At 63.5% G+C, this 26,199-nt stretch carries 27 protein-coding genes and 1 riboswitch; of the genes, 11 read left to right on the top strand and 16 right to left on the bottom strand.

Going from position 1 to position 26,199, the window contains the following annotated elements:
* Window positions 1–11: 11 nt before the first annotated feature.
* The 5 genes from NKH70_RS11515 to metX form a co-directional block, all read right to left on the bottom strand.
* Window positions 12–1,037: an RNA polymerase subunit sigma-70 gene (locus NKH70_RS11515; protein WP_352714207.1), complete on the bottom strand. Its 1,026-nt coding sequence runs from the start codon at window positions 1,035–1,037 to the stop codon at window positions 12–14.
* Window positions 1,038–1,071: 34 nt separating this feature from the next.
* The gene (locus tag NKH70_RS11510; protein WP_352910319.1) at window positions 1,072–1,818 is read right to left on the bottom strand and encodes an SDR family NAD(P)-dependent oxidoreductase; all 747 of its coding nucleotides are present in this window, start codon (window positions 1,816–1,818) and stop codon (window positions 1,072–1,074) included.
* Between the two features lie 253 nt (window positions 1,819–2,071).
* Entirely contained in the window at window positions 2,072–2,323 is a 252-nt protein-coding gene (locus NKH70_RS11505) for a hypothetical protein (protein ID WP_352714204.1), read from the bottom strand.
* 223 nt (window positions 2,324–2,546) lie between these two features.
* Entirely contained in the window at window positions 2,547–3,161 is a 615-nt protein-coding gene (gene metW, locus NKH70_RS11500) for a methionine biosynthesis protein MetW (RefSeq protein WP_352714580.1), read from the bottom strand.
* Window positions 3,162–3,333: 172 nt separating this feature from the next.
* Entirely contained in the window at window positions 3,334–4,503 is a 1,170-nt protein-coding gene (gene metX / locus NKH70_RS11495) for a homoserine O-acetyltransferase MetX (RefSeq protein WP_352714202.1), read from the bottom strand.
* Between the two features lie 92 nt (window positions 4,504–4,595).
* A riboswitch (SAM riboswitch) is annotated at window positions 4,596–4,673 on the bottom strand.
* A gap of 138 nt (window positions 4,674–4,811) precedes the next feature.
* Here metX and hisC point away from each other — a divergent pair.
* Entirely contained in the window at window positions 4,812–5,921 is a 1,110-nt protein-coding gene (hisC, locus tag NKH70_RS11490) for a histidinol-phosphate transaminase (RefSeq protein WP_352714201.1), read from the top strand.
* A gap of 6 nt (window positions 5,922–5,927) precedes the next feature.
* Window positions 5,928–6,863 (top strand): prephenate/arogenate dehydrogenase family protein, encoded by a 936-nt coding sequence (locus tag NKH70_RS11485; RefSeq protein ID WP_353025274.1) that lies wholly within the window; start codon window positions 5,928–5,930, stop codon window positions 6,861–6,863.
* A gap of 134 nt (window positions 6,864–6,997) precedes the next feature.
* Here NKH70_RS11485 and NKH70_RS11480 read toward each other — a convergent pair whose 3' ends face one another.
* Window positions 6,998–7,999: a DUF2125 domain-containing protein gene (locus tag NKH70_RS11480; RefSeq protein WP_352714199.1), complete on the bottom strand. Its 1,002-nt coding sequence runs from the start codon at window positions 7,997–7,999 to the stop codon at window positions 6,998–7,000.
* Between the two features lie 114 nt (window positions 8,000–8,113).
* On the opposite strand from NKH70_RS11480, the gene NKH70_RS11475 reads away from it, so the two are divergent.
* On the top strand, window positions 8,114–8,647 hold the full coding sequence (locus NKH70_RS11475) for a gamma-glutamylcyclotransferase (RefSeq protein WP_352714198.1): 534 nt from the start codon (window positions 8,114–8,116) through the stop codon (window positions 8,645–8,647).
* A 20-nt stretch (window positions 8,648–8,667) separates the two neighbouring features.
* Here the strand turns inward: NKH70_RS11475 and NKH70_RS11470 are convergent, their stop codons facing one another.
* A complete protein-coding gene (locus tag NKH70_RS11470; RefSeq protein WP_352714197.1) occupies window positions 8,668–9,648 on the bottom strand; it encodes a quinone oxidoreductase family protein in 981 nt (326 codons plus the stop codon).
* A gap of 325 nt (window positions 9,649–9,973) precedes the next feature.
* On the opposite strand from NKH70_RS11470, the gene NKH70_RS11465 reads away from it, so the two are divergent.
* Both NKH70_RS11465 and NKH70_RS11460 read left to right on the top strand, forming a co-directional pair.
* Window positions 9,974–10,921: an aldo/keto reductase gene (locus tag NKH70_RS11465; RefSeq protein ID WP_352714195.1), complete on the top strand. Its 948-nt coding sequence runs from the start codon at window positions 9,974–9,976 to the stop codon at window positions 10,919–10,921.
* 77 nt (window positions 10,922–10,998) lie between these two features.
* Entirely contained in the window at window positions 10,999–11,622 is a 624-nt protein-coding gene (locus NKH70_RS11460) for a LysE family transporter (RefSeq protein ID WP_352714193.1), read from the top strand.
* 27 nt (window positions 11,623–11,649) lie between these two features.
* On the opposite strand, the gene NKH70_RS11455 is transcribed toward NKH70_RS11460, so the two are convergent.
* The gene (locus NKH70_RS11455) at window positions 11,650–12,450 is read right to left on the bottom strand and encodes a lysophospholipid acyltransferase family protein (protein ID WP_352714191.1); all 801 of its coding nucleotides are present in this window, start codon (window positions 12,448–12,450) and stop codon (window positions 11,650–11,652) included.
* Between the two features lie 107 nt (window positions 12,451–12,557).
* Window positions 12,558–13,466: a LysR family transcriptional regulator gene (locus tag NKH70_RS11450; protein ID WP_352714189.1), complete on the bottom strand. Its 909-nt coding sequence runs from the start codon at window positions 13,464–13,466 to the stop codon at window positions 12,558–12,560.
* 133 nt (window positions 13,467–13,599) lie between these two features.
* On the opposite strand from NKH70_RS11450, the gene NKH70_RS11445 reads away from it, so the two are divergent.
* Window positions 13,600–14,220, top strand: a complete 621-nt coding sequence (locus NKH70_RS11445; protein WP_352714187.1) for a pyridoxamine 5'-phosphate oxidase family protein — start codon at window positions 13,600–13,602, stop codon at window positions 14,218–14,220.
* 16 nt (window positions 14,221–14,236) lie between these two features.
* Here NKH70_RS11445 and NKH70_RS11440 read toward each other — a convergent pair whose 3' ends face one another.
* The 3 genes from NKH70_RS11440 to ftsE form a co-directional block, all read right to left on the bottom strand.
* Window positions 14,237–15,001: a YdcF family protein gene (locus tag NKH70_RS11440; protein ID WP_352714186.1), complete on the bottom strand. Its 765-nt coding sequence runs from the start codon at window positions 14,999–15,001 to the stop codon at window positions 14,237–14,239.
* A gap of 88 nt (window positions 15,002–15,089) precedes the next feature.
* A complete protein-coding gene (locus NKH70_RS11435) occupies window positions 15,090–16,073 on the bottom strand; it encodes a cell division protein FtsX (protein ID WP_352505094.1) in 984 nt (327 codons plus the stop codon).
* Window positions 16,066–16,725 (bottom strand): cell division ATP-binding protein FtsE, encoded by a 660-nt coding sequence (gene ftsE, locus NKH70_RS11430; protein ID WP_023677923.1) that lies wholly within the window; start codon window positions 16,723–16,725, stop codon window positions 16,066–16,068. The genes NKH70_RS11435 and ftsE overlap by 8 nt, the downstream gene beginning before the upstream one ends.
* Window positions 16,726–16,961: 236 nt before the next feature.
* Here ftsE and NKH70_RS11425 point away from each other — a divergent pair, with 236 nt between their 5' ends.
* The 3 genes from NKH70_RS11425 to NKH70_RS11415 all read left to right on the top strand — a co-directional run bounded on the left by NKH70_RS11425 (window position 16,962) and on the right by NKH70_RS11415 (window position 18,648).
* Window positions 16,962–17,252, top strand: coding sequence for a hypothetical protein (locus NKH70_RS11425; RefSeq protein ID WP_352714184.1), 291 nt, complete (start codon window positions 16,962–16,964; stop codon window positions 17,250–17,252).
* Window positions 17,253–17,436: 184 nt separating this feature from the next.
* Entirely contained in the window at window positions 17,437–17,979 is a 543-nt protein-coding gene (gene hpt, locus NKH70_RS11420) for a hypoxanthine phosphoribosyltransferase (RefSeq protein WP_254816654.1), read from the top strand.
* A gap of 297 nt (window positions 17,980–18,276) precedes the next feature.
* A complete protein-coding gene (locus NKH70_RS11415; protein ID WP_353025271.1) occupies window positions 18,277–18,648 on the top strand; it encodes a response regulator in 372 nt (123 codons plus the stop codon).
* Window positions 18,649–18,667: 19 nt separating this feature from the next.
* Here NKH70_RS11415 and NKH70_RS11410 read toward each other — a convergent pair whose 3' ends face one another.
* Window positions 18,668–19,618, bottom strand: a complete 951-nt coding sequence (locus tag NKH70_RS11410; protein ID WP_352714182.1) for a DMT family transporter — start codon at window positions 19,616–19,618, stop codon at window positions 18,668–18,670.
* Window positions 19,619–19,841: 223 nt separating this feature from the next.
* Here NKH70_RS11410 and NKH70_RS11405 point away from each other — a divergent pair, with 223 nt between their 5' ends.
* A complete protein-coding gene (locus NKH70_RS11405; protein WP_352714180.1) occupies window positions 19,842–20,699 on the top strand; it encodes a LysR substrate-binding domain-containing protein in 858 nt (285 codons plus the stop codon).
* Between the two features lie 72 nt (window positions 20,700–20,771).
* Here NKH70_RS11405 and NKH70_RS11400 read toward each other — a convergent pair whose 3' ends face one another.
* The gene (locus tag NKH70_RS11400) at window positions 20,772–23,387 is read right to left on the bottom strand and encodes a TIGR02302 family protein (protein ID WP_352714178.1); all 2,616 of its coding nucleotides are present in this window, start codon (window positions 23,385–23,387) and stop codon (window positions 20,772–20,774) included.
* Between the two features lie 213 nt (window positions 23,388–23,600).
* On the bottom strand, window positions 23,601–24,542 hold the full coding sequence (locus NKH70_RS11395) for a threonine/serine dehydratase (RefSeq protein WP_352714177.1): 942 nt from the start codon (window positions 24,540–24,542) through the stop codon (window positions 23,601–23,603).
* Between the two features lie 63 nt (window positions 24,543–24,605).
* On the opposite strand from NKH70_RS11395, the gene NKH70_RS11390 reads away from it, so the two are divergent.
* On the top strand, window positions 24,606–24,908 hold the full coding sequence (locus NKH70_RS11390; protein WP_352714176.1) for an ArsR/SmtB family transcription factor: 303 nt from the start codon (window positions 24,606–24,608) through the stop codon (window positions 24,906–24,908).
* A gap of 10 nt (window positions 24,909–24,918) precedes the next feature.
* Here the strand turns inward: NKH70_RS11390 and lysA are convergent, their stop codons facing one another.
* Window positions 24,919–26,187: a diaminopimelate decarboxylase gene (gene lysA / locus NKH70_RS11385; RefSeq protein WP_352714174.1), complete on the bottom strand. Its 1,269-nt coding sequence runs from the start codon at window positions 26,185–26,187 to the stop codon at window positions 24,919–24,921.
* Window positions 26,188–26,199 lie beyond the last annotated feature (12 nt).

Genomic DNA, 26,199 nt, shown 5'->3' with positions numbered 1-26,199 from the left:
CCAGGGGTAAGCTAGGCTGGTGGCAGGCCGAAGGCCGGGAACAGAGATGGCCCGAGCGGCCCTATGAAGATCGTCAAGGAAGCGATCCCGCCCTCGGCCGCGTCGAACACATGCAGGGAATGGGCCCGCCATTCAGGGCCATCGTGGCTGCGGGAATAAACCCCGACCGCCGGCTGGGCATTGGCGCGGGTGGCCAGCGTGCGGAAGCCGCCAAACCTCGGCCAAACGGTCTCGAAGAAACCGCGGATCGCTTCGCGGCCTTGATACCATTCGCGCCAGGGCGGCATGGTATAGATGGCGTCCTCACGCAGGAGCTCGATCAAGCTGTCGAGATTGGCGGCCTGCCAGGCCTGCATGTAGCGTTCGAGCAGCATGCCTTCTTCGGGGCTGGGCCGTGATCGGCTGGCCGGCCGTCCCTGAGGATAGCGCGCCGCCAGCGTTGCGCGGGCCCGCTGCAACGCGCTGTTGATCGAAGCCGTCGATCCGCCCAGCAAACGCGCCGCCTCGACAGCCGACCATCCGAGGACGTCGGCAAGCAGCAGCGCGGCGCGCTGTCTGGGCGGCAGATCCTGGATCGCGGCGACGAAGGCGATCTGGACGGCCTCGCGGCTCTCGTAACGAGCTTCCGGACCTGGCTCGCTGCCGGCAATGTCTGGAAGCTCCGCGTCGGGGTAGGGCTCCAGCCAGGCGATGTCGGCTACAGGCCCGCCCATGGCCGCCCCGTGGGAGGGCGGCCGTCCGGGTTCCCGGAGAATGCGACGCGCCCTCGACCTCGCCTTGATGGCGTTGAGGCAAGCGTTGGTCGCGATCATGTAGAGCCAACCGCGAACCGAACCCCGCCCGTCGAACTCCGATCTTGCGCGCCAGGCGCGAAGCAACGTGTCCTGGACGAGGTCGTCGGCCTCGTGCAGCGAACCCATCATGCGATAGCAATGCAGCTTGAGCTCGCGGCGATGCGCGGCCGTGACCTTCTCGAAGGCCAGCCGATCGAGAATCGGCTGGCGTGCTGGGTCCAGAGGTGGCTGAGCGTCTGTCATGGGACTTCCGGGTTAGGTTCGCATTACGCGCGCCTCAGGCGGCCGGTGCAAGGCCGCTCCCGCTCACCATGAAGGAACTGCCTTGCGGTTGGCCGGTGGCGAGCGCGACCACCGCCCGTCCGACATCGGCCGGCGTTTGCATGTCGGTCATGGCGGCGATGAAGTCCGCCGGCTGGATGCCCATATAGGCCGCGATGCTGTCGACGCCGGCCTTGCCGACGCCGGTCTCCGGCATGATGCGCATCGGCGCGAGCGCCATGAAGCGCAGGCGGAGGCCGAGCCGGTCGGCCTCCTTCTGGCTATGACCGGCCAGGAACATCTGCATGCGTTTTGCGCCGGCATAGCCGCCGGCGTTCGGTGGCCCGCCGGTCAAGGCCGCGCCGCTGGAGATCAGAACGATCCGGGTTCCCGGCTTGAGCGGACGCCGCAGAGCGGCCCGGCAAAACAGGAACGAGGCCTTGACGTCCGTGTCCCAGTTTGCGGAGAACGCCTTCCAGTTCTGTTCATGCACCGGCGCGGAAGGCGCCAGCGCACCTGCACAGATCACCAGCACGTCCGGCTCCAGCGCGGCGAAGACCTTATCGGGGGCGGAGTCCACCGTCGCATCGACCGCGAGCGTCTTCACACCCGAGACCTCCCAGGCAAATTGCGCCAGAGCCTGTTTTCCGCGGGCGACGGCCAGCACCGTCGCTTTCTCCTTGAGGGCGGCCTCCGCGATGGAGCGGCCAACACCACGGCTGCCTCCGACGACGACGACATTCTGACCTTGCAACGATCCCATGGATCACCTCTCTATCCCGGCCGCCGGACCATCCAGGCGCGCTCATCGATAAGGACAGCGCAGGCGAGGGGAAATCATCGGTGCTGGTCGGAAAAGTCTCTCAGGTGACAGGCAGGCCTCCCGCAAAGCCGCGAAGGCTGCGCGTCGTCTTGCTTGAATAGAAGAGGAGCGGCTAAGGGCAGCTTCTATTTCTATGGTGTCGCCGTTTGGCCGGCGGCACCGAATTTGGATCGCGTCCGCATCATCGGCAGCTTCACCGCCCCTGCAGCACCTTGATCGCGTTGGACATGTCGCCGTGCGACAATGCAGCGAGGTAATCCGAGTAGTTGATCCTGCCGTTCGCGAAGCCGTTCATCAATCGCGTGCAGAACGTGTGGTCCAGTCCGGCGTCCGGGACGTTCATGAGCGCAGCGAGGTTTGCCCTTTCAACCTTGCCGAACCGCATCTTGAACTTGGTCATGCACCGCTGGATCGCCTGTCGTTTCAGCGCCGGGCTGCCGCTCAACGCGACTTGTCCATTCTGGAAATCGGTCTTCGATGTCGTGCATCCGGAGATCAAAGCGACCGATATCAAAGCTGTCGCTAATATTATTGTCTTCATTGCTTCCCCCAAACCAACCGATAGACCCTGTTAAAGCAACAAAAACTGCCGGGCAACTTCATTGGCTGGAAAATTGAAAATATGGTTTCTTGCGCAGATCGGGGATCGTTGCTTCTGCCTGTCAAACCTATCGCTTCAGCAGAAACACCGCTTGCTGGCCGAAAAAGTTCCAGAACCACCACGGCATCGAGAAGCCGATTCGCTGGCCGTTGGCGTCGAGCGCGGTTGCCTTTTCCACCGTCGCGCCAAGCTCGTCGCACAGATTGACGAAGTCGCGAATGGTGCAAAAATGGATGTTGGGTGTGTCGTACCAGAAATAGGGGAGGTCCTTGGTCACCGGCATGCGGCCGTTGAAGAGCAACGAAAAGCGCACCCGCCAGTGGCCGAAATTCGGGAATGAGACGATGGCGCGGTTGCCGATCCGGAGCAGTTCGTCGAGCACCAGCTTCGGATTGCGGGTCGCCTGCAGGGTCTGCGACAAGACGACGAAATCAAAACCCTTGTCGGGATAGAATTGGAGATCCTTGTCGGCATCGCCCTGGATGACCGACAGGCCGCGCGCCACGCATTCGTTGACGCCGCGCTGCGACAGTTCCAGCCCGCGGCCATCGACCTTCTTGGTAGCCTGCAGCAATTCGAGCAGCAGCCCGTCGCCGGAACCGACGTCCAGCACCCGCGACTGCGGCGGGATAAGATCGGCGACGACTTCGAGGTCGACGCGCTGAGCGCGGTTGACGCTCATGCGTTCGGCTCTTGCCTGACGCATGATCCTGATCCGAAAAGCCTGCAACTTTTCGGGGTCATGCGCTGATGCCTGGCGCATGGTCCTGATCCGAACAGCCTGCAACTTTTCGGGGTCATGCGCTGATGCCTGGCGCATGGTCCTGATCCGAACAGCCTGCAACTTTTCGGGGTCATGCGCCGAGCCCTCTCGCCCGCGCGGCCGAGGCGATGAAGCCTTTGATGGCGGCGAACAGTTCCGGTTCGTCGAGCAGGAAGGCGTCGTGGCCGCGGTCGGTCTCAATCTCGACGAACGAGACCGAGGCGCCGGCCGCGTTCAGCGCGTGCACGACCGAGCGGCTCTCCTCGGTCGGGAACAGCCAGTCGCTGGTGAACGAAACCAGGCAGAAGCGCGTCTTGGTGCCGGCGAAGGCATCGGCCAGCCGGCCGCCATGGTCGGCGGCGAGATCGAAATAGTCCATCGCCCGGGTCATATAGAGATAGGAGTTGGCATCGAAGCGATCGACGAAGGTCATGCCCTGATGGCGCAGATAGCTCTCGATCTGGAAGTCGGCATCGAAGCCGAAGGTCAGCGCTTCGCGGTCCTGCAGGTTGCGGCCGAACTTGCGGTGCAGCGCTGCTTCCGACAGATAGGTGATGTGGGCGGCCATGCGCGCCACCGCCAGCCCCTTTTCCGGCCGCTTGCCATGCTCGAAATATTTGCCGCCGTGCCAGTCCGGGTCGGCCATCACTGCCTGCCTGCCGACCTCGTGGAAAGCGATGTTCTGCGAAGAGTGGCGGGCGCCGGTGGCGATCGGCAGCGCCGAGAAGACGCGCTCCGGATAGCTGGAGGCCCATTGCAGCACCTGCATGCCGCCCATCGAGCCGCCAAGCACGCTGAACAGCTGTTCGATGCCGAAATGCTCGACCAGCTTCAGCTGCGCCCGCACCATGTCGCGGATGGTGATGATCGGCAGGTCGAGCCCGTAGGGCTTGGCGGTGGCGGGATTTGTCGAGGCGGGGCCGGTGGAGCCGAGACAGCCGCCGATGACGTTTGACGAGATTACGAAGAAACGGTCGGTGTCGATGATCTTGCCGGGGCCGATCAGCACTTCCCACCAGCCCGGCTTGCCGGTCACCGGATTGGTGTTGGCGACATGCTGGTCGCCGGTCAGCGCATGGCAGACGAGGATGGCGTTGGAGCGCGCGTCGTTGAGCGTGCCATAGGTCTGGTAGGCGATCTGGAACGGCGACAGCAGCGTGCCGGCGTCGAGCTTGAGCGGCTTGTCGGCGCCGAAACGCAACACCGGGCTCGACGGCTGGTCGGCCTCGTTGTTGGTTTTTCGAGCGCGCAAAGCGACCATCACATCTCCTTGCCCGGGCTTCAGCTGCCGCCAGTCTGGAGCAACAACCAGTCAGGGCAACAAAAAACCGGCCATGCCTTCGCAAAGCCGGTTACAGGATGCAAACGGCCCTTTAGCAAGTTGTTTAACGTGGCTGCAAGCCGACCGGCCAAATCACCACGGAACTGTAGCCGTTCTTCTATGACTCGCGCATGGCTTCGTCAACGGCAAGTTCTTGATCCCGAATTGCCGCCCCTCGACATTCCGGGCCACGGCTTGTATTTCCGCTGCGGCCTCCGGATGGAGGCATCCTCGACGGATTTCATGGAATGAGCCAGACACCGGATCAGATACGTCCAACGCCCCGCGCCGGCATCATGGACATCGAAGCCTATGTGCCCGGCAAGAGCGCGGCGTCTGAAGGTGTCGCCAAGGTCCATAAATTGTCGGCGAACGAGAACCCGCTCGGTCCTTCGCCAAAGGCGATAGAGGCCGCGCGCGCGGTCGCCGACAAGCTCGCGGTCTATCCCGACGGCAGCGCCAGGCGCCTGAGGGAAGCGATCGCCGAGGTGCACGGGCTCAACCCGGCGAACATCGTCTGCTCCAACGGCTCCGACGAGATTCTGGGCCTGCTGGCGCAGACCTACCTCGCACCCGGCGATGAAGCCATCATCACCGAACACGGCTTCATGGTCTACAAGATCTATATACAGTCGGCCGGTGCGGTCCCGGTAACGGTCAAGGAGACCCACGAACGCGCCGACATCGACGCGATCCTTGCCGCGGTGACGCCGCGCACCAGGATCATCTTCCTTGCCAATCCAAACAATCCAACCGGCACTTACGTGCCGTTCCAGGAGGTGCGCCGCCTGCATGCCGGCCTGCCGCGAAACGTGCTTCTGGTGCTGGATGCCGCTTACGCCGAATATGTCCGGCGCAACGACTATGAAGCCGGCGTCGAGTTGGTGGGCAGCGCGGAAAACGTGGTCATGACCCGCACTTTCTCCAAATTGGGCCTGGGCGGCGCGCGGATCGGCTGGATGTATGCGCCAATGCACGTCATCGACGCGATCAACCGCGTGCGGGGACCTTTCAATGTCAATGCGACGGCAATCGAGGCCGGCATCGCGGCGATCCGCGACCGCGCCCACATCGAACGCAGCGTCGCGCATAACGAGACCTGGCTGGCTTGGCTGAGCGAGCAATTGGAGGGGCTTGGGCTGCGGGTGACGCCGAGCGTCGGCAATTTCATCCTCATCCACTTTCCCGAGGACAAAAAGCATTCGGCGGAGGCGGCCGACGACTACCTCAGCCAGCGCGGCTACATATTGCGGCGCGTTTCCGGCTACGGTTTTCCCAACGCGCTGCGCATGAGCATCGGCACCGAAGAGGCCAACCGCGGCGTTGTCGCAGCACTCGCGACATTCCTGAAAAGCTAGAACACCATGACCTCACCGATGTTCGAAAAGATCGCGCTGGTCGGCATCGGCCTGATCGGCTCGTCGCTTGCCCGCGTCATCCGCCGCGAGGGACTGGCCGGCCAAGTCGCGATTTCGACGCGCAGCGAGGAGACGCTGGCGCGGGCGCGCGAACTTGGCCTTGGCGACACCTACACGACGGACGCGAAAGAGGCGGTTCGCGACGCCGATCTGGTCATCGTTTCGGTGCCGGTCGGCTCTTCGGGTACCGTCGCCGCGGAGATCGCACCGGCGCTGAAGAAGGGCGCCATCCTCACCGATGTCGGCTCGACCAAGGCGTCGGTCATCGCGCAGATGCAGCCGCATGTCCCTGATGGCGTGCACTTCATCCCCGGCCATCCTTTGGCCGGCACCGAAAAATCGGGACCGGATGCCGGTTTTGCCGAACTGTTCGAGAACCGCTGGTGCATCTTCACGCCGCTGCCCGGCACCGATCCCGCGGCACTGGAAAAGCTCTCGGAATTCTGGCGCCGCTGCGGCTCCAACATCGACACGATGGACCCGCAGCATCACGACATGACGCTGGCCATCGTTTCGCACCTGCCGCACATCATCGCCTACAACATCGTCGGTACCGCCGACGATCTGGAGTCGGTGACCAAGTCCGAGGTCATCAAATACTCGGCTTCCGGCTTTCGCGACTTCACCCGTCTCGCGGCGTCCGACCCGACCATGTGGCGCGACGTCTGCCTGCACAACAAGGACGCCATTCTCGAAATGCTGGCGCGGTTTTCCGAAGATCTCTCCTCGCTGCAGCGGGCGATCCGCTGGGGCGACGGCGAAAAACTGTTCGACCTGTTCACCCGCACTCGCGCCGTCCGCCGCTCGATCATCGAGGCCGGCCAGGACATCGACGTACCGGATTTCGGCCGCCAGGCAGTCGAACACCCGCCGAAGGGATAAGCCGCGGCAAGCCGATCGCAGGCCGTACCGGCTTGGAGCGGTTCATCGTTTCACAGAAACGCCGAACCGCTCTATCTCTTTGTTTTTGCGCAATTCCGGACGGAAAACCGTTTCACACTTTTCCTGGAATTGCTCTAGTCGAGCGGCTTGATCTTGCCGAGCGGGATGAAGCCGAGCGAGGCCTTGCCCCTGACGATCTTAAGCGGCATCGACGGCTGGTTGCCGAGCAGCGCCAGTCCGGCAAAGCCGGTTTGGATCTCTCTCTTCTGCTCGGGGATGGCGGTGGCGAGGATTGCCGCCACGGCCTTCGGATCAGTGAGCTTGATCGTCAGGTCGGCATTTATGAGACCGTCGTCATCGACCGACAGCGGTCCGGAAACGGTGATGCGCGCAGTTCCGGACGACAGATCGAGCTCGTGGATTTCGGCCGCCTGGCCGCGCAGGCTCTTCGGATTTGCCTTGATCAGCGTCACGCCGTTCTTCAGCGTCACGTCGCCGCTGCCGTCAAGCGGCGGCAAGACGCGCCCGTCGATGGCCGCCGCGTCGATTTCAAGATCGGTGAAATTGCCGGCATAGTCGATGTCCGGGCCGTTTGGGCGCAATTGTCCGGTGGCGGTTCCGGCGCTGAACAGCGAGACGGGATCGGTGTCGTCTGCCGGATCGGTCTGGCCGGACAGGCCTTCTGCCTGCAGCGAGAGGCGCCTCGGCAGCGGCCAGGACAGCTTCATGTCGGCCCGCAGATCATCCCAGTCGATCCACAGCGGGGTCATGCCGGGAACAGAGGTCCTGAGCGGCCCCCTGAGCTCGGCGGCAGGCGACAAAAGCCGGGTGATCTGCGTGGCTGCGTTGATTTTGCCTGTCGATGCCGCGACGTTGCGGCGGTCGTCCTCGTAAGCCAGACTGTCGCAGGAAAGGGTGAAGCTGAAGGGATAGCCCCTAACCGCGAGATTGGCGCACTCGGCCTTGATACCGTTGACGTCGAGATCGGCGACCGCCTTGTCGGTCGCGCTCTCGACCAGGTCCGCCAGGTAGAACCAGCCCGCGCTGTAGATGCCGAACAGCACGAGAATGAATGCGGCAAGCCACAACAGGCGGCGACGTTGGCTGGGCGGCGGGCGCTCGTCACTTGACGTCATGCTGCGGCTTTCGTTAACGCGGGTGGCACGGGCGGGCTGTCGCTTGCGGCAACAACGGGTAGACGGACTGAAACACCACCGGTGGGGTGGTTCGTCACAATCAGGCTTGGCGATATGGGCGATTTTTGGGTTTTTGGCTACGGCTCACTGATCTGGCGGCCGGGATTCGCCCATGTCGAGACGCGGCGCGCCCGCCTGCATGGCTATCGCCGTTCGCTCTGCGTCTATTCTTTCGTGCATCGCGGCACGCGCGAACGGCCGGGCCTGGTGCTCGGCCTCGACCGCGGCGGCTCCTGCATCGGGCTGGCGTTCCGGGTTCCAGGCGAGCTGCGCAACGAGGTCATCACCTATCTGCGCGAGCGCGAACTGGTCACCAACGTCTATCTCGAACGTGTACTCAGCGTTCGCCTCGACAAGAGTGAAACGGATGGGGGCGAGATGGTCGAAGCCGTCGCCTATGTCGTGGACCGCAGTCATGAGCAATATGCCGGTGCGCTCGACCCGGCCGAGGCGGCGACCGTCGTTCGCGGCGCCGTCGGCCAGTCGGGGAGGAATGAGGATTACGTGCTCAGCACGCTAGAGCACCTCGAAGCACTGGGTATAAGCGATCACTGGCTGGAAGACGTGACGAGACGGATCGCGACGTAGCCTCGGTGTCGTGGCCTGGGCTATGTCCTGAAAATCTGTTTTCCAAGATCGGCGCGATCCAGGCTGTTTGCCACGGCAAGCTTGAACTCGGTCAGCGCGTGGAGACCGCCGACAGGAACGTGGAAGTCGGGCTGGCCGAAGGTGTCGATGATCTCGCGTAGGACAGGTCGGTCGGCTTCGACCGGCGGCGAAAAGAAATAGCGATAGATATTCGCCCTGATCTCGACGCCGCTCAGCAACACATCGAAATTGTGCAGTTCGAAGCGCTCGGCACTCATGCCGCCATTGATCACCATCTGCCCGCCGAGCGCCAGGGTGCGGATCAATTCGCCGCTGACAGGTCCGCCGACATTGTCGATAATCCCGTTCAATCCGGCGCCGCCGGTGATATCCATCACCGCTTCCCGGATACTTGCCTTCAAGTCCGAAAGGTCAAGAATGGCAGCGGCGCCAAGCGTTTTCAGGTCGAAGCTTTGGTGCGAGCGCCGCACAACCGCGATGACGTTGATGCCGCGTCGTTGGGCGAACTGCATCACCATTGTCGAAATCGACGAATAGCCGGCCGTGACAGCCAGCCACTGGCCAGGCCGCACACGGGAATCCACCAGCAGATCCCACGCGGTAATGGGGTTCACCATCTGCCCGGCGCGTTCGACAGGATAGCCGGCAGGCAACGGGATCAGCCAGTCGGCGGGAATGGCCGCGTACTCGGCCCAGCTGCCATAATAGCTGAACGCGACAAGCGTGCCCGGTTCAAACCGGACGTTTGCGCCAACGGCTTCGACGATGCCGGCACCATGGTTTCCGGCGATCTGCTGGGGAAAATGCGGCTTCTTCGGTTCGGGATAGAGGTTCTGGATAAACAGGAAGTCGCCCGGATTGATCGAGGCCGAGACCATCCTGAGCAGCACATCGTCGTCGCCGATCCGCGGCATCGGCAGGTCATCCACATAGAGCACGTCGCGCGGCGAGCCGATGGCGTCAAATACAATTGCTTTCATGCCGGTCTCCATAACAAACGATCGGGGGCAAACAGTCTGGGCCCGGCCAGACCGTGCCGAGACTTGCGTCGGTGCCGTGGAACCTACGGTCGGCCGGCAAAAGTCAGAATTGGCAGATTTGACAATCTATGTGCTAAACTTGCCAGATCGTTTCTTCAGAGGCTGCTGGTTTGGATATCCCGGACGCGGCGCGGCGGGTCGCGGTTTTGTGAAGCGCCGGCGGGCTGGAAAGGAGGCTATGCGTTTGACGTCGCCGCGGCGCGACATAGTTAGCCCGGTCGGCGGCTCCCACCCGCCCCAGCATGAATCACCATGGAGATCAGCCTTGCAGAAACGTCGTCTCGGTCGCACCGACCTATCCATCGCGCCATTGGTTCTGGGCGGCAATGTCTTCGGCTGGACCGCCGATGAGAAAACCTCCTTCGACCTGCTCGATCGCTTCGTCGACGCCGGCCTCAACGCCATCGACACGGCCGATTCCTATTCGCGCTGGATTGCCGGCCACCGGGGCGGCGAATCCGAAACCATCATCGGCAAATGGATGAAGAGCCGCGGCAACCGCGAAAAGGTTGTCGTCGTCACCAAGGTCGGCTCGGACATGGGACAGGGCAAGAGGGACCTGTCCGCCGCCTATATCGAAAAGGCCATCGACGCCTCGCTGAAGAGGCTGCAGGTCGATACTGTCGATCTCTATCTGTCGCACTGGCCTGATCCGGCCACTCCCTATGAGGAAACGCTCGGCGCCTACCAGAGACTGCTCGATAAGGGCAAAATCCGCTATACTGGCGCTTCCAACCTCGACGCCGCCCAGTTGCGCGCCGCACTCGACGTGGCAAGCCTGCGCGGCCTGCCGCGTTACGAGGTGCTGCAGCCGGAATACAATCTCTACGACCGCTCGTCCTTCGATGGTCCGCTGCGCGATCTGTGCGTGGCCGAGGGCATCGGCGTCATCACCTATTTCAGCCTCGCCAAGGGGTTTCTGAGCGGCAAGTACCGCAGCGAGGCCGACCTCGGCAAAAGCCCGCGCGGTGGCGGCGTGAAGGGCTATCTCAACACCCGCGGCATGCTCATTCTCTCAGCGCTCGATGCCGTTTCAGCCAGACATTCGGCCAAGCCAGCGGAAGTGGCGCTTGCCTGGGTGATGGCGCGGCCCGGCGTCACCGCTCCGATCGCCAGCGCGACGACGCTCGACCAGCTCCACAGCCTGGTGCGTGCCGCGTCGTTGCAGCTCAGCCCGGACGATATCGCCGAGCTCGACAAGGCCAGCGCATAGCCGCGCACGATCGTTCAAGACCGGCACCGCTGCCTTGTCCTACCGTCCCTGCATCGTCACAGGATGCAGGACGCCGCATGGCCGGACAGGTTCTTCTCGATCAGCAGCTATGGCAGCAATTGCTGGCGCTTGTGCTGGCATCGGCCATCGTCATGGGCAGCCCGGGGCCGGCGACGATAAGTGTCACCGCGGTCGGCGCCGCGTTCGGCCTGCGCGATTCGCTCCGCTATGCCTCGGGGATCGTTGTCGGCACGGTCCTCGTGCTTTTGGTGGTGGCGACCGGCATCATGGCCGTTCTCACCGCGCTGCCGAAGCTCGCAGCGCTGCTGGCGGTCGTCTCGGCAGCCTACATCCTCTACCTGGCGTTCAAGATAGCGACGGCGCCGCCACTGGCGGCACGCGTCGGTGGCGCGGCCCTTCCCACCTTCCTTGGCGGGTTCCTTCTGGCCGTTGCCAACCCGAAAGCCTATGTGGCGATTGCCGCCGTGTTCGCCGGCGCGTCTTCCGGCGCCGCCGCCGGTCTTGCTATTTCAGCCAAGCTGGCGGTTCTCGTCTTGATGATCGTTGCCATTCATCTCTTGTGGCTTCTCGCCGGCGCGGCCTTTGCACGTTTGCTGCACAAACCGCTGGCGTCGCGGATCATCAATCTGGTGTTTGCGGTGACGCTGATTGCAACAGCCGCCCTGGCTGCCCTGCCGTGAGCCATTCTGGCATCCGCGGCCGTTGCCTCAGCCTTTCAATTCGGGTTTCCCGTCCAGCTCACCAAGCCGTTTCACCGCCGTCGGCGGCAACGGCGGCGGGTTTGGCGTCTGCGACGCCTCGACGAGGAGCTGGTCGCAGGCGGCCTCCGTCTCGCCGATCAGCCGCTGCATGAATTCTTCCTTGCCGAGGCCGGGCGGGATCGGCGGCAGGAAGCGCGCCTTGATCGTACCGGGATAGCGCAGGAATTTGCGGCGCGGCCAATAGAGGCCGGCGACGTGAGCGACTGGCACGACTGGAATGCCAAGTTGCGCATAGAGTTCGACGATGCCGTATTTGTAGACCGGTTCGTCGCCCGGCGCCCGGCGCGTGCCCTCGGGATAGATGATGAGCTGGCGCGGATTGCGCGCCAATTCCTGTTTGGTCGCGGCGATCACCATCTTCAATGCCTTCGAGCGGCTGCCGCGATCGACCGGAATCATCCGCATCTTCAAGATGTACCAACCGAAGAACGGGATCCAGGTCAGCTCCCGCTTCAATATGTAAACGGGATCGTCGAGATACGGCAGGAAAGCGATCGTGTCCCAGAAGGACTGGTGCTTCGGCGCCAGGATGAAGGAGCCTTCAGGCAGGTTTTCCCGGCCGGTGATCTCACTTCTGGTGCCGGCGATCTTGTCGTAGAGCCACATGCTGGTGCGCGACCAGAATTTCGGCACGAACCAGGCGCGATGGCGCGGCGACAGGAAATAATACGGGGTCCAGAGGATCATCTGGACGATCAAATTGAGGTAGAAGGCGAGATTGAACGCCAGCGAGCGGAGATAGAGCATACAGCAAGTGCCCGGTGAGGAGGTGTGCGTTGGTTACACCAAGCGCCGGCAAAAAGGAAACGCCGCGAGGCGGGCGATCGGCCCGGCCTTGCGATGGGCCGTCTTCGTCACGTTTGCCACGCCGCCTGCAGCAGGCGCTGTCTCAGGCGCGGGGCGGCGAAGTCGAGGAATGCGCGCAGTTTCACCGGCAGCAGCCCTTGGCCGGCATGGACGAGGCTCACCGGCCATGGGTCGGGCTCAAACTCCTGCAGCACCGGGCGCAGCGTACCCGACCGGACTGCGGCGGCGATCTGGTAGGAAAGCAGCCTCGTCACGCCGACACCGGCAATCGCCGCATCGATTGCTGCCTCAGCCGTGTTGACCCGTAACCTGGAGCGGACCGGCACGCTGAATTCAGCCTTGCCGGTGGCGAAGCTCCAGGCTGCGGCGGTGAGCCCTTCGAAGGTGATTGCACTGTGTGCTGCAAGCTCTTGCGGCGTTTTCGGTGTGCCGTGCTCGGTGAGATAGGCCGGGCTCGCGCAAACGACGCGGCGGATTGAACCCAGGCGGGTGGCGATCAGGCTCGAATCGGCAAGCTCGCCGATGCGGATGGCGAGATCGATGTGCTCTTCGACCAACTGGGTTATCCGGTCGGCGAGTGTCAGCCGCACACTTACCTCAGGATAGACGGAGAGGAAGCCGGTGACGACCGGCAGCACATGCAGGCGGCCGAAGACGATCGGCGCAGTGACGATCAGTTCGCCGGTCGGGGCGCTGTATTCGCCGGCGGCAATTCGCTCGGCCTCGCCGACCTCATCGAGAATGCGACGACAGGCGGCGAGATAGGCGTGGCCTGCATCGGTCAGCGACAGCTGCCGCGCCGAGCGGTTCAACAGCCGTGTCTTCAGGTGCTTTTCCAGGTCCGAAACCTTGCGGCTGACCGTCGTCAGCGGAATGCCGAAGCGGCGCCCGGCAGCCGAGAGGCTGCCTGTCTCCGCTGCGGCAACGAAAAGCGACATGGACTGGAGGCGATCCATAGCTCTCCCGAAAATTTGCCCTTCCGAAAAATGGAAGGATAGGTTGCAGGTATGGCATCTGCATCTCGAAGATGGAAGGCCCTATTTCGTGAGTGAACAATGCAGCGCAACTCGGCGCGTAAGGAGGGTTTTCATGAACGCTCATACCAGCGATGTCGCCTTCACCCCGACGGTGAAGGCGATCCAGGCCCGCAAGGGCTCGCGCGAGGCCTATGCCCGTGTCGAGGAGCGTGGCGGCTGGCAGGCGGAAATCACGCCCGATCTCGCCGCCTTCATCGAGGCGCAGACCAGCGTCTTTCTGTCGACCGCCAATGCGGACGGGCAGCCTTACATCCAGCATCGCGGCGGGCCTGCTGGTTTCCTCAAGGTGCTCGACCAGCGGACGATCGGCTTTGCCGATTTTGCCGGCAACAGGCAGTTCATCACCCAGGGCAATCTCAGCGACAACCCACAGGCTTTCCTGTTCCTGATCGATTATGCACACCGGCAGCGCATCAAGATCTGGGGCAAAGCGCGCGTCGTCGAGGGCGATGGCGAGCTGACAGCAAAGCTTATGCCGCAAGACTATCAGGCGCGACCCGAGCAGGTCATCCTGTTTGCGGTTGCGGCTTGGGATTCAAATTGCTCGCAGCACATCCCGCAGCGTTTCGAAGCGGCCGACGTGGCGGCAGCACTGGCCGAACGCGACAGGCGCATAGAACGGCTCGAGCAGGAGATCGCGCGCTTGCGCTCGGGTGCAGCAGCCAGAGAATAAAAAGTGTCGGTGCCGTTCAGTTTCCGCCTGCGGCGTCGGCCAGCGTGACGCCGTTGGGCGGTTGCTTCACCGGCATGATGCCGCGCGCCAGCGCCAGCAGGTATTTGTTGTATTCGGTGAACAGCACGCGCAGCGCTTCCGGCTTGGTCAGCCAGCCGCCATTCTCGAGGTTGGTGTTGACCACCGGATAGGGCTCGAGCCTGGCGCCGTGCAGCAGCCGGCCCATTTCCAGCAGGCTGCGCGGCATGTGATAATTGTTGGTGACGAGGATGACGGTGCCGTAGGCATGGTCCTCGACCCATTTGGCGCTTTCCTCGGCATTGCCGATCGTGTCGAGCGCGGCGCGGTCGATGTCGACGCAGCAGGAAAACAGCCTCTTGTCGCCGCCGGTCGCGGCCTGAAGCTGGCGGCGGCTGGCGGAAGGATGGACGCCGCTGATCAGCAGCCGCTCGCCCTTGCCTGAAGCAAGCAGGCCCATCGCAGCGTCGAGGCGCGATTGGCCGCCGGTCAGCACGATGATAGCGTCGGCCCTTGCCGGATTGGCGGGCGTAGTCAGGCGGCTGACGGTATTGGCGAACCAGCCGAAGCCGGCGACAAACAGCGCCATAGAGGCGAGCAGAAGGAGAGCCGAGATGCGCAAGGAGCGGGCTGCCAGCAGCCGCCCATGTTTGGCGAATTGATCCGCCTTGGCAAATTCATCGGGCCCGGCGAATTCATGCGGACGCGCAACCAGCACTGGCATGCACCCACCGGTATCGGTCGAGTCCCGAACGTCCATCATGAAATGGTTAATCCCGAAATACGGCCTTTGGTAGGAAAAAAATGCAATTTTCGTGACGATACGTTTTCATCCGTGATCGATCTTTCCTTTAGCCGGCGTCCGGCTGGCGAATGTCGATGTCGCTGAGATAGGTAACCACGGTGAAATGGGAGGTTGCCGCCGTCAGCGCGCCGATCACCAGCACCATGACAGCGACCCCGAGATAGCCCGCGGAGCCGATGGCGAAATTGCCGAACAGGGCGGTCGCCTGGTCGGCCTGCGGCGTTGCCATGTTGCGTGACGACCACCAGGAGAAGACGATGAAGACGAGGATCGCCGCGGCGCCGCCTGCCGCGGCGCCCTTCATGCCGGTGACCAGAAAATGCCGGCGGAATTCGCGCGCGATGAAGCGCGCCTCGGCGCCGACAAAATGCAGCACCTCGATGATGTGGCCGTTGCCGGCCATGGCGCCGCGCGTCGCGAACACCACGGTCAGCACCGTCGCCGACAGCATCAGCGCCAGCACTGCAATACCGATCGTTACCGTGGTGCGCGCCATGGCAACCAGCCGGTCGACCCAGGTGCGATGATCGTCGAGCGAGGCACTCGGCAGCTTCGGCGTGATCGCCGCGCGAAGTGCGGCGAAATCGGGCGGACTGTTCTCGTCGATGGTGATGATGATCAAGCGCGGCACCGGTAGCTCATCGATGTTCAGGCCCGAGCCCAACCAAGGCTCGAGCAGCCGGGCCGTTGCTTCGCGGTCGACGATCCTGGCGCTTTTCACGCCAGGGAATTCGCCCGCGATCTGCGAGGCCAGCGCAAGTGCGGCCTCCATGTCGAGGCCGTCGACCGGCTTGATCTGGATGGTCGCTTCGCGCGAGATCTGGTTCTCCCAGACGGAGGCGGTGTCACGTACCAGCGTTACGGCGCCAAACGTCAGGCAGGACAGAAACGTCATGATGGCGATGACCAGCACCAGCGCCCGGCCGGCGATGTTCTGCGCCGGCACGATCGGCGCCATTTTGCGCTGGACGCGGGGCTTTGCCGCCGCGGCGTCCTGACCCTCGAAATGTTCGACGGAGAGCTCAGTCATAGATGTCCAGCCTTCCGCCGGCCAGAATCATTCGCCGTGCGTCGACCTGTTCCATCAGGCCAAGGTCGTGTGTGGCGATCACCACGGCGGTTCCCAGCCGGTTGAGCTCGATGAACAACCGCAGCAAGCGTCGCGCTAGCGGCGGGTCGACATTGCCGGTCGGCTCGTCGGCGAGCAGGATCTCGGGCTGCTCGATCAACGCTCGGGCGATCGCGGCGCGCTGCTTCTCGCCGCCAGACAGCACCGGCGGCAGCACATGCATGCGCTCGCCGAGGCCAACCCATTTCAGCAGCTCGGTGACGTCGGTGCGGTAGGTCGCCTCCTCGCGGCCGCGCACGCGCAGCGGCAAGGCCACGTTCTCGTAGGTGGTCATATGGTCGAGCAGGCGAAAGTCCTGGAACACCACGCCGATGCGTCGTCTCAGATGCGGCAATTCGGTACGCGAGATGCGCGAGCGGTCCTTGCCGAAAATGGTGATCAGGCCGCGCGTCGGCTTCAGCGACATGAACAAAAGCCGCAGCAACGTCGTCTTGCCGGCGCCTGAAGGCCCGCTCAGGAACTGAAAGGAGCGCTCCGGAATATGCAAGGAGATGTCGCGGAGAATCTCCGGACCCATGCCATAACGGAGGCCGACATTTTCGAAGCGGATCACTTTCGACGACCTGAAATTCTCGGCGGCAAGATGCCAGCCCTTTCTGTGGAAAGACCATCGGCCGGCATGGTTAACCGACAGTTAATTTGGGGGCTTTTCGAGCGAGTCACAGGGGTTCCGGTGGGGAAGCGTTAACCATTTCCGTTTACCCAAAAGAAACGAACAGCGGACAGGTGCCGTAGTGTTGGGCCATGATGGCTGAGGATCGAACCGCGCGCCCGGTTTCCGGCGAAATCATGACCGATCCGGCCGCCGAGCCGGAACGCATCATGCATGATGTGACCGTCGACGTCATCGATGCCGACTATGAGGTGCTGCCCCGCCATTTTACACGTCCAGACTTTGCGCCACCGCCTGCGCGCATGATTTCTACGCCTTCGATCGAAGGCATGGACATGTTGCGCAAGGCCGAAACCGCCGTCGAACGGCCGTTGTGGGTGCATGGTGGGCCGATCTTCTGGATTTTCGGCGTCGGTGCCGCCTTTGCCGCCTTCTGGATTTCGGGCGGCCATGCACTGGTTCGTTAGAGCGGCGCCAGAAAATCAACAGGTCACCAGATAAGCGATTCGCGACGCGCTGGGACATCCGACCGTTCGCGGGCGCCCTGCGAAAGATTGGCCTTGCCAGATGGCACGACAGGCCTAGAAACGGGTTGAAGACCGTTTCGGTCGGCTTCGCCTACAAAGGCGATCATTTCTGGAAAGGCAGCCAATGCCAGTTGTGCGCGGCAAGGACATCGAAGTCCTGTTTTCGGCGTCCGCCATCGCGCGGCGGAACCTGGAACTTGCCAAGGAGATCGCCGGGCACGACTACCACGACCTTCTGGTAATCTCGGTGCTGAAGGGATCGTTCATCTTCGCCGCCGATCTTATCCGTGCCATGCACGATGTCGGCCTGTCGCCCGAGGTCGAGTTCATCTTCATCTCCAGCTATGGCGCCGGCACGACCAGCGGTGAGGTGAGGGTGCTGCGCGACATCGACAACGAGGTCGCCGGTCGCGACGTGCTTCTCATCGACGACATTCTGGAATCCGGCAAGACGCTGAGCTTCACTCGCGACCTCATGCTGTCGCGCGGCGCGAGGAGCTGTGCCATCGCCGTGCTGCTCGACAAGCGCATGCGCCGCCAGACCACGCTCAACGCCGACTATGTCGGCTTCGACTGCCCCGATTATTTCGTCGTCGGTTATGGCATGGACGTCGCCCACGCGTTTCGCGAATTGCCCTTCGTCGGCATCGTCAAGGGCGACGCTTGAGGCCTTTTGATAATTCTACTCCGGCCGCCACCTGACGCAGTTTTCTGCGCTTCCTACAGCGCCGCGCGTCCTTTGGACGCGCAAAGGACGCTGTAGCACTTTTGATTTTGCGCATGATCCTTTCCGAAATCGAAACCGAATTCGGGATCGTGCGCGAAGCTCTCGGACTGGAACGGCCGCTCCGCTCCGGTTCTCGAAAACCACGCCATCTGACTCGCCGGAGCGAATTCTGAAAGGCCTCATCGAGCCTCAGCGCCTTCAGGAAACATCAACTTTTCCCCGCCAAATATTCTGCCCATGGCAAAGCTCCTGATCGTCGAGGACGATGAATCCGTCCGCACTCTCGCCGCTCGTGCGCTCGAACGCGCCGGGCATAATGTCACTGTTGCCGCCGACGGCGCACATGGCCTTTCTCTGATCCGGGCGGCGCAAGGGAGCTACGACCTTGTGCTGTCCGACATCCGCATGCCGGAAATGGACGGCATCGAGATGGCCAAGGCGGCAGCGGCGCTGTTCCCGGCGATGAAGATCATGCTGATGACCGGCCATGCCGACCAGCGCGAGCGCGCCGAGGAATTGAACGGCATCATTCTGGACGTCGTGCAAAAGCCGTTCACGCTGGCTGAAATCCGCGCCCGCGTCGAACAGGCGCTCGCCTGCTTCGCCTAAAGCCCAAGGCCGACCGCCTTCAGGCAAGGTCGCAGGTCGCCGCAATGGCTGGCGCGCCGCTCCGGCGCCGGCTGGCATTGAGCGCAAACAGGCCGGCGCCGATGATGAGGGCTGCGCCGGTCGCCGTCGCTGGTCGCGGCACTTCGGCAAAGAACAGAAAACCCCATAGCGGCGACCAGATGATACCGGTGTATTCGAAGGTGGCGACGCTGTTGGCAGGCGCCAGCCGGTAGGCCTGCGACAACAGGATCATGCCGGCCGAGGCAACGAAGCCGCATGCTCCCATCTTGAGCAGATCCGGCGTCGTCGGCCAGACCCATGGCCGGACGAGGAATTCGAGGCTCGGATGCACAGCATGGTCAATGCCTGCCAGCCAAAACAATGCCGCCACCAAGGCAGCACCGGCCAGATAGGCGCCGTTCTGATAAAACGCCATGACGGTCGAGGATTCGGTGTCGCCGATCTTGCGTGCCATCAGCTGCGAGAAACCGTAGAGCAGAGCCGAGCCTAGCGACAGCAGCGCCGCCCAGTCGAACAAGCCGGCGCCCGGGCGCACCATCACCAGCACGCCGAGCATGCCGACCAGGACGGTGGCGAGCGCCTGCCAGGACACGCGTTCGCCGAGATAGGGGCCGGCCAGCGCCATGATGAACAGCGGCGCCATGAAATAGAGCGCCACCGCGTCAGCCAGCGGCAGGGCGGCGATTGCCAGATAGTAGGCCGTATAGGAGGTGAACTGGATGAAGGCGCGCATCGTAAGCATGCCGAACCGCTTCGACAGGATCGCCTGCAATCCGACATCGGCGTGGACGAGGAAAACCAGGATCGGCAGGGCGACTATCGAGCGGATCGCCATCACCTCGGTGACGGGATAGTGGCTCGACACCGCCTTGACCAGCGGATCCTGCAGCGAAAAGACCAGCACGCCGAGACAGAGGCTGAGGATGCCGAGCACAAGCCGATTCTGCATAGGCGCTCCTGTCTCCCGCTTGCGCGGCCGAAAGCAGGCCTGCATCCGGGTAAAAAGAACCCGCCACCGTTTCGGGCAGCGGGTACGAGTGAGGACTTTTGCTTGGTCCGCGGCCGATTTCGCGGCCGCATATCCAATGGGTGAGGCAACTATCGTCCGCCGTTTGACATGTTGCAAACGAATTGGAATGATGCCAGCTATCAGATTTTCTTATGGCGGGCACATGAAACCCAATCTCGACAGCGACCTGTTGCGCACCTTCGTGGCGGTCGCCGACACCGGCAATTTCACCAAGGCGGCGGAGCGGGCCGGCCGCACCCAGTCGGCGGTCTCGATGCAGATGAAGAGGCTCGAAGGCATGGTCGGCGACAGCCTGTTCGAGCGCGGCTCGCGCGGTGTGGCGCTGACGCGGCGCGGCGGCGAACTCATCGCCAACGCCAGGCGCATCGTTTCGCTGCTCGACGAGACGGCGGCATCGATGGTCGTGGCGCCGCTTGGCGGGCCGGTGCGCATCGGTATCCCGGAGGAATATGGCCACGCGATCCTGTCGCGCGCGCTCGGCGCCTTTGCCAAGCGCCATCCTCAGGTCGACATCACTGTCCGCTACGCGCATTCCGGTGCGCAGATCGCGTCGCTCGCCGCCGGCGAGCTCGATCTGGCGGTGGTGTTCGAATGGCAGGATCTGTCAGGCGGTGAGGTGCTGATGCATGATCCGACCGTATGGGTGACGTCGGAACTGCATCACATGCATGAGGAGCGGCCGGTGCCGATCGCGCTCTACAACCGTGCCGGCTGGTGCAAGGATTTCGCTATAAAGTCGTTGGAACAGCGCGGTCTCACCTATCGTGTCGCCTACACCAGCGATACCAATGGCGGCCTGCGGCTCGCCGTTACCTCCGGACTGGCGATTGCGCCGATCTCGCGCAGCAACATCCCGGCCGGCTGCCGCGAGCTTACAGCCGCCGACGGGTTCGGCGACATCGATTCCTCGAACGTAGTGCTGCGGCGCAATCCGAACGCTTCCGGCGAGGCCATCGACGGTATGGAAGAGGCGATCCGCGAGGCGTTCACCAACCGTTAAAACGTGCCGCTCAGTCCGGCGGTGGCGGCCACCACGGACCGCACGGCGATCTTCCGAATATTGGGGGCAGCCTTACTTCAGCTCCAGCAACCGCTCCAGATAGCTGCGCTCGATATCGGGGCTGAGCGCGTTGCCGAGCCGCTTGCGGATCGCTTCGAGGATCTGGCGGGCACGCTGCACGTCGATCTCGTCAGGCACTCTCACCGAACTTCCGTCATCGGGACCCTCGCTGGTGCGGGGCCGCCCGAGCGGGTCACGGTCGGCATTCTGCTGGCGCCCGCCCTGCCCGTTGCCGCCCTGGTCGCCTTGCATCGCCTGCAATTGCTTCATCATGTCTTTGGCGCCCCTGCGCAAGGCTTCCAACGCGCGGCCCTGGTGACCGACGGCCTGGTCGCCTTCGCCCTCGCCGAGCGCCTGTTCGGCATTGCCCATGGATTTGCCGGCCTCGCCAAACCCTTCGTTGGGGTCGAGGCCCATGCCTTCGAGGCTCTTCCTCAATTGATCGAGCTCGCTCTGCAGCTTGCCCTGGCCTTCCTGCAATTGCTTCAGCGCATCAGCAAATTCCTGCGGCGTCATCGGCTTCGGCCGGCCGAGCGGATCGCGGTCGTCACCCGGGCCTGGCTTGCCCTCTTCGTCCATCGGGCCTGGCTCACCGTTCTCGCCGAGCTGCTCGTCGCGGTTCTGTCCGCGCTGTTGCTGGCCGCGCTGCATCTGGTCCATGCGGAAAGTGTCGTTCATCATCTCCTGCTGGCGCCGCATGATTTCGCCCAGCTTGTCCATCTGCTGGCGCATCTCGCTGTCCTGCTGGCCGCCTTGCTGCTGGCGGCCTGCCTGCAGATTGTTCATCATGTCCTGCAGCTCCGACAGCAATTGCTGCGCCTGGTCGCGATTGCCGGATTTCGCCAGGTTCTCGATCTGGTCCATCATGCGGTCGATATCGCTCTGGCGCAGTTCCTGGCCGTTCTGCTGCATCTGTGGCGCATTCGGATTCTGCTGCGCCCGCGCCGCGAATTCCTGCAGGAACTGGTTCATCGCCTCGCGCAGTTCCTTCATCGCCTTCTCGATCTCTTGGTCGCTGGCGCCGTTCTTGATCGCATCCTGCAGCGCCTGCTGCGCCTGGCGCAGCCGCTTCTCGGCCGCCGACAGATTGCCTTCCTCGATGCCGAGCGCGATCTCCCAAAGGTACGCGACCTCGTCGCGCAACTGGTCGTCGCTGTCGGCCATCTTCAGCCGGGTGCGGGCGCTCATGATGGCGAGGTAGTGCGCCATGTTGTCGAACGTGTCTTCGGGCCTAAGCGTGATCGCATCCATCAGGTCGAGCACGCGGTCCTTGGCATAGGCGTCGAGCGCCAGTATGCGGCGCTGCTCGACCACAGCCCGCGCCAATGGATTGGAGAATGGCCGCTCCGGCATCACCAGCGTCTTGGTTTCGCTGGTCGCCGTGTGTCCGGCACCGTCGGTGGCGACAAGCGACAGCTTGACGTTGCCACCGGCCCAGGCATGGTCGGTCAGGTCCTTCGTCGTCTTGGCTGCATTGGCCTTGCCGCCGCGGCGCGGCAACGTCAGCGGCATTTCCGGCGGGCCATAGAGCGGATGCGCGTTGGGCGCCTGCGGATCGGCCAATGCGAAAACCGCCTTGGCGGAGGCCGCGCCATAGTCGTCGTCGATCTGGTAGTTGAGTTCGAAGGCGCCGTTGACGGCGCGCTTCGGCTCGCCGACAAAGCGGATCTGCGGCGGCTTGTCGGGAATTATGGCGAAGGCCCAGCGGCCGAGCTCGCCGTCGCCGGACTGCAGCGTCAGCATGCCGTCGGCCGTCAACTTGCCGCTGAACTGGCGCACGGTTGAAGGCGTTGCCGTATTTGCCTCCGGCTTGCTGGATTGCGGCCCTGTCGGATCGATGGCGCGGCTGTTGCCGCCGGTGTCGGCGTAGCTCAGCGTTTCCTCGCCCGAACCGCCGGTGACGCGCAGTGACACATCGCTGCCCTCCGGAACGGTGAAGGTCGGCGCCGCTTGATTGGCGTTGTTGGCAAGGACCGGGGCGTTGAGGAATACCGGCGGCCTGCCGGTATAGGCCGGCGGCGTCACCCAGGCATCAATGCGCGGCGGCACGACGTCACGCGCGGCACGGGCAACAAAACCGTCGCTCAGCCTGCCGCCCGACGGCCCGAAGGAGAAGGCAAAAGCAGTGACCAACAAAAGCGCGGCAACGGCGCGCAGCGCCCACGGGTCGCGTTCCGGCACGCGTGTGCGCGGCACGTCGCCGCCAAGCTCGCCCAGCCGGTCCGCCATGCGCCTCTGATGCTCGCGCCACAGGGCTTGCGAAAAAATGCTTTCCTTGCCGCTCGGGCGATCGGTCTGGACCTGCACCGGGCTGTGCAGCAATCGGTTGGCCGCCTCGATGCGGCGGTCGACCTCGGCACTGGATGGCGTGCGGAAGAAACGCAGCGGGTAGAGTGCGGCAAGCGCTGCGACACCGAATGCGGTGATGAGACCGATCCGAGCCAGATCGGGCAAGAATGGGAACAGGCCGAGCCACGAGATGCTGAGGAACAGGCTGGCGACGATGATCAGTGGCAGCAGCAATGGCCAGCCGCGTTCGACGATTATCGAGACCTGCGTCCCCAGCCGGCTCAAGGCAAGGCGCCTGGCCAGACTGCGATCGCTGGTGAAGATGGGTCGTTGCGTCATCGGCCCTTCCTGGGCCGGGCGGGATAGCCCGGGCCTCACGAGTCTATCGCATGGGCCCGAAAAGTCGATTTTCGGGAAGCACGATGCGAAGACCTAAAATCTTAGCGCGTACTTCGTGCGTCCAAGCGGATGCACATCGGTCTAAGGATACCAACAAACACGGCGAAGGCGAGGCGGTTCCCCAAAACGTGAACAATAATGCCCCGGATATTGTCAGAATTTCGCCGGATTGGCGTTTGCGCCGCAGACCAGTACGGCAACGCGCTCGCCTGCAGCCGGTGCGTAGCGGCCGGACAGGAGCGCCGCGAAGGCGGCCGCACCGCCCGGCTCGGAGATGATTCGCACGCGGTCCCACAGCGCCGCCTGGGCGGCGATAATGTCGTCGTCGCCGACCAGGATCGAGCGCTCGACGAACGCCTCGGCGATAGGAAACATCATTTCGCCGACACGCTTTGGCGCGAGCGAATCGGCGGCGATGCCCTCAGCCGGCGCGTCGACGGGTCGGCCCGCCGCGAAGGCGCGATGAAGCGTCGGCGCACCCTCAGGCTCGACCGCGATGATCCTGATGCGGCCGGAAAACCAGGCGGCGATGCCGCCGATCAGTCCGCCGCCGCCGACAGCGACCAGCAGGGTGTCGAGCTTCGGCAGGTCGGCCTCGATTTCGAGGCCGAGCGTGCCTTGCCCGACCAGCGTCTCCTCCTGGTTGAAGGCGTGGATCTGCAGCGCGCCGGATTTTTCGGCGAAGCTCTCGCTGGCGGCCAGTGCCTCCGCATAACGGGCGCCGCCGACGATCAGCTCGGCGCCGTAACCGCGGATGCGGTCCAGCTTGGCAGGCGGGCTCACTTCGGGAACAAAGATGGTCGCCTTGTGGCCGAGCCGCATGGCGGCATAGGCGACAGCGGCACCGTGGTTGCCGCCCGATGCGGCGACGACGCCGGCCGCAGGAACCGGCCGTTCGAGGAGATTGGTGAACGCACCACGCGCCTTGAACGAGCCGGAATGCTGCAAGCACTCAAGCTTCAGGTCGACAGGCAGAGGCGGGCGGCCGAAATCGGCCATGTCGACGCGCAGCACCGGCGTGTGGCGCACGAAGGGCCGGATGCGCGGCTCCATTGCAGCGATGCGCTCGCGGGTGATCGTGTGGCCGTGCAGCATGCTTCACTCCCCAAAGTTGACGTTCAGAGTTGACATTACTTAGTAACTTGGCAAAGTACCTAAATGCAAGAGGTCGATGTCTTCAAAGCGATCGCCAACGAGCGCAGGCTGCAGATCCTCGATTGGCTCAAGGACCCGCGCGCGCATTTTCCGCCGCAGGCGGACGGCGATCTGATCGAGGACGGGGTCTGCGCGCTGCTGATCGCGGAAAAGCTGGGGATCACCCAGGCGACGCTCAGCGAGCATATGCGCGTGCTCACCCAGGCAGGGCTTTTGCGTAGCAAGCGCATCAAGCAGTGGATATTCTATCGCCGGAACGAAGACAGGATCGCCGAAACCAGGGCGCTCATTCAGCACCGGCTGTAGCTGCAGAGTTCTACTTCAACCAGTCCGGCACCGAATCCAGCCCGATCAATTCGTCATAGGTCTGGCGCGGGCGTACAACGTGGAAGCGGTCGCCATCGACCAGCACTTCCGGGACCAGCGGCCTGGTGTTGTAGGTGCCGGCCTGGACGGCGCCATAGGCACCGGCGGTGGCGACAGCGATCAGGTCGCCGGATTTCAGCCGGGGCAGGTCACGGTCTAGCCCGAGATAGTCGCCAGTCTCGCAAACCGGGCCGACGACGTCGACCTTCATGCGTGGTGATGCGGCCGGCTGCTGCGCCACCGGCCTGATGTCGTGGAAAGCGTCGTAAAGCGTCGGCCGGATCAGATCGTTCATCGCCGCGTCGACGACGAGGAAGTTCTTGGCGTCGCCCTTCTTCACGAAGATCACCTCCGCGACCAGGATGCCGGCATTGCCGACGATCAGCCGGCCTGGCTCGAACATCACTTTCAGCCCGAGCTCGGCGACATGCTTTCTGACGATCCGGGCATAGGCATCGGGCAAAGGCGGCGGGTTGTTGTCGACGCGGTAGGGAATGCCAAGGCCGCCGCCGACATCGATATGCTCGATGGCATGACCGTCGGAGCGCAAGGCGCCGACCAGCTCCACCAGCAGCGCGAAGGCGTCGTCAAAGGGCTGCAATTCGGTGATCTGGCTGCCGATATGGGTGTCTATGCCGGTGACCTTGATGCCCGGCAGCTCAGCCGCGCGGGCATAAACCTTTCGTGCCTGCTGCCAGGGAATGCCGAACTTGTTCTCGGCCTTCCCAGTCGAAATCTTCTTGTGCGTCCTGGCGTCGACATCCGGATTGATGCGCAGCGAGATCGGCGCGATCTTGCCCAGCGCGGTGGCGCGGGCCGACAGCAGCTCCAGCTCCGGTTCGGATTCGACGTTGAAACAGAGAATGCCGGCCGAGAGCGCAAAATCCATTTCGCGCGCGGTCTTGCCGACGCCCGAAAACAGGATCTTGCTTGCCGGGATGCCGGCCGCCAAAGCGCGGCGCAATTCGCCCTCCGAGACCACGTCGGCGCCGGCGCCGAGCCTTGCCAGCACCTTCAGCACGGCTTGGTTGGAATTCGCTTTCATGGCATAGCAGACGAGAGCGTCGAGCCCGGCAAAGGCCTCTGTGAAGACGCGAAAATGCCTGGTCAGCGTCGCCGTCGAATAACAGTAGAACGGCGTGCCGACGCTGGCGGCGATGTCTGATATCGCCACGTCCTCGGCATGCAGCGCGCCGTCGCGGTAGTCGAAATGGTTCACGAGATTGGTCCG

Source organism: Mesorhizobium sp. M0991 (assembly GCF_040318915.1).
Lineage (GTDB): Bacteria > Pseudomonadota > Alphaproteobacteria > Rhizobiales > Rhizobiaceae > Mesorhizobium.
Note: the sequence above shows the minus strand (reverse complement) of the source record. Positions and strands in the feature narration are given on the sequence as shown.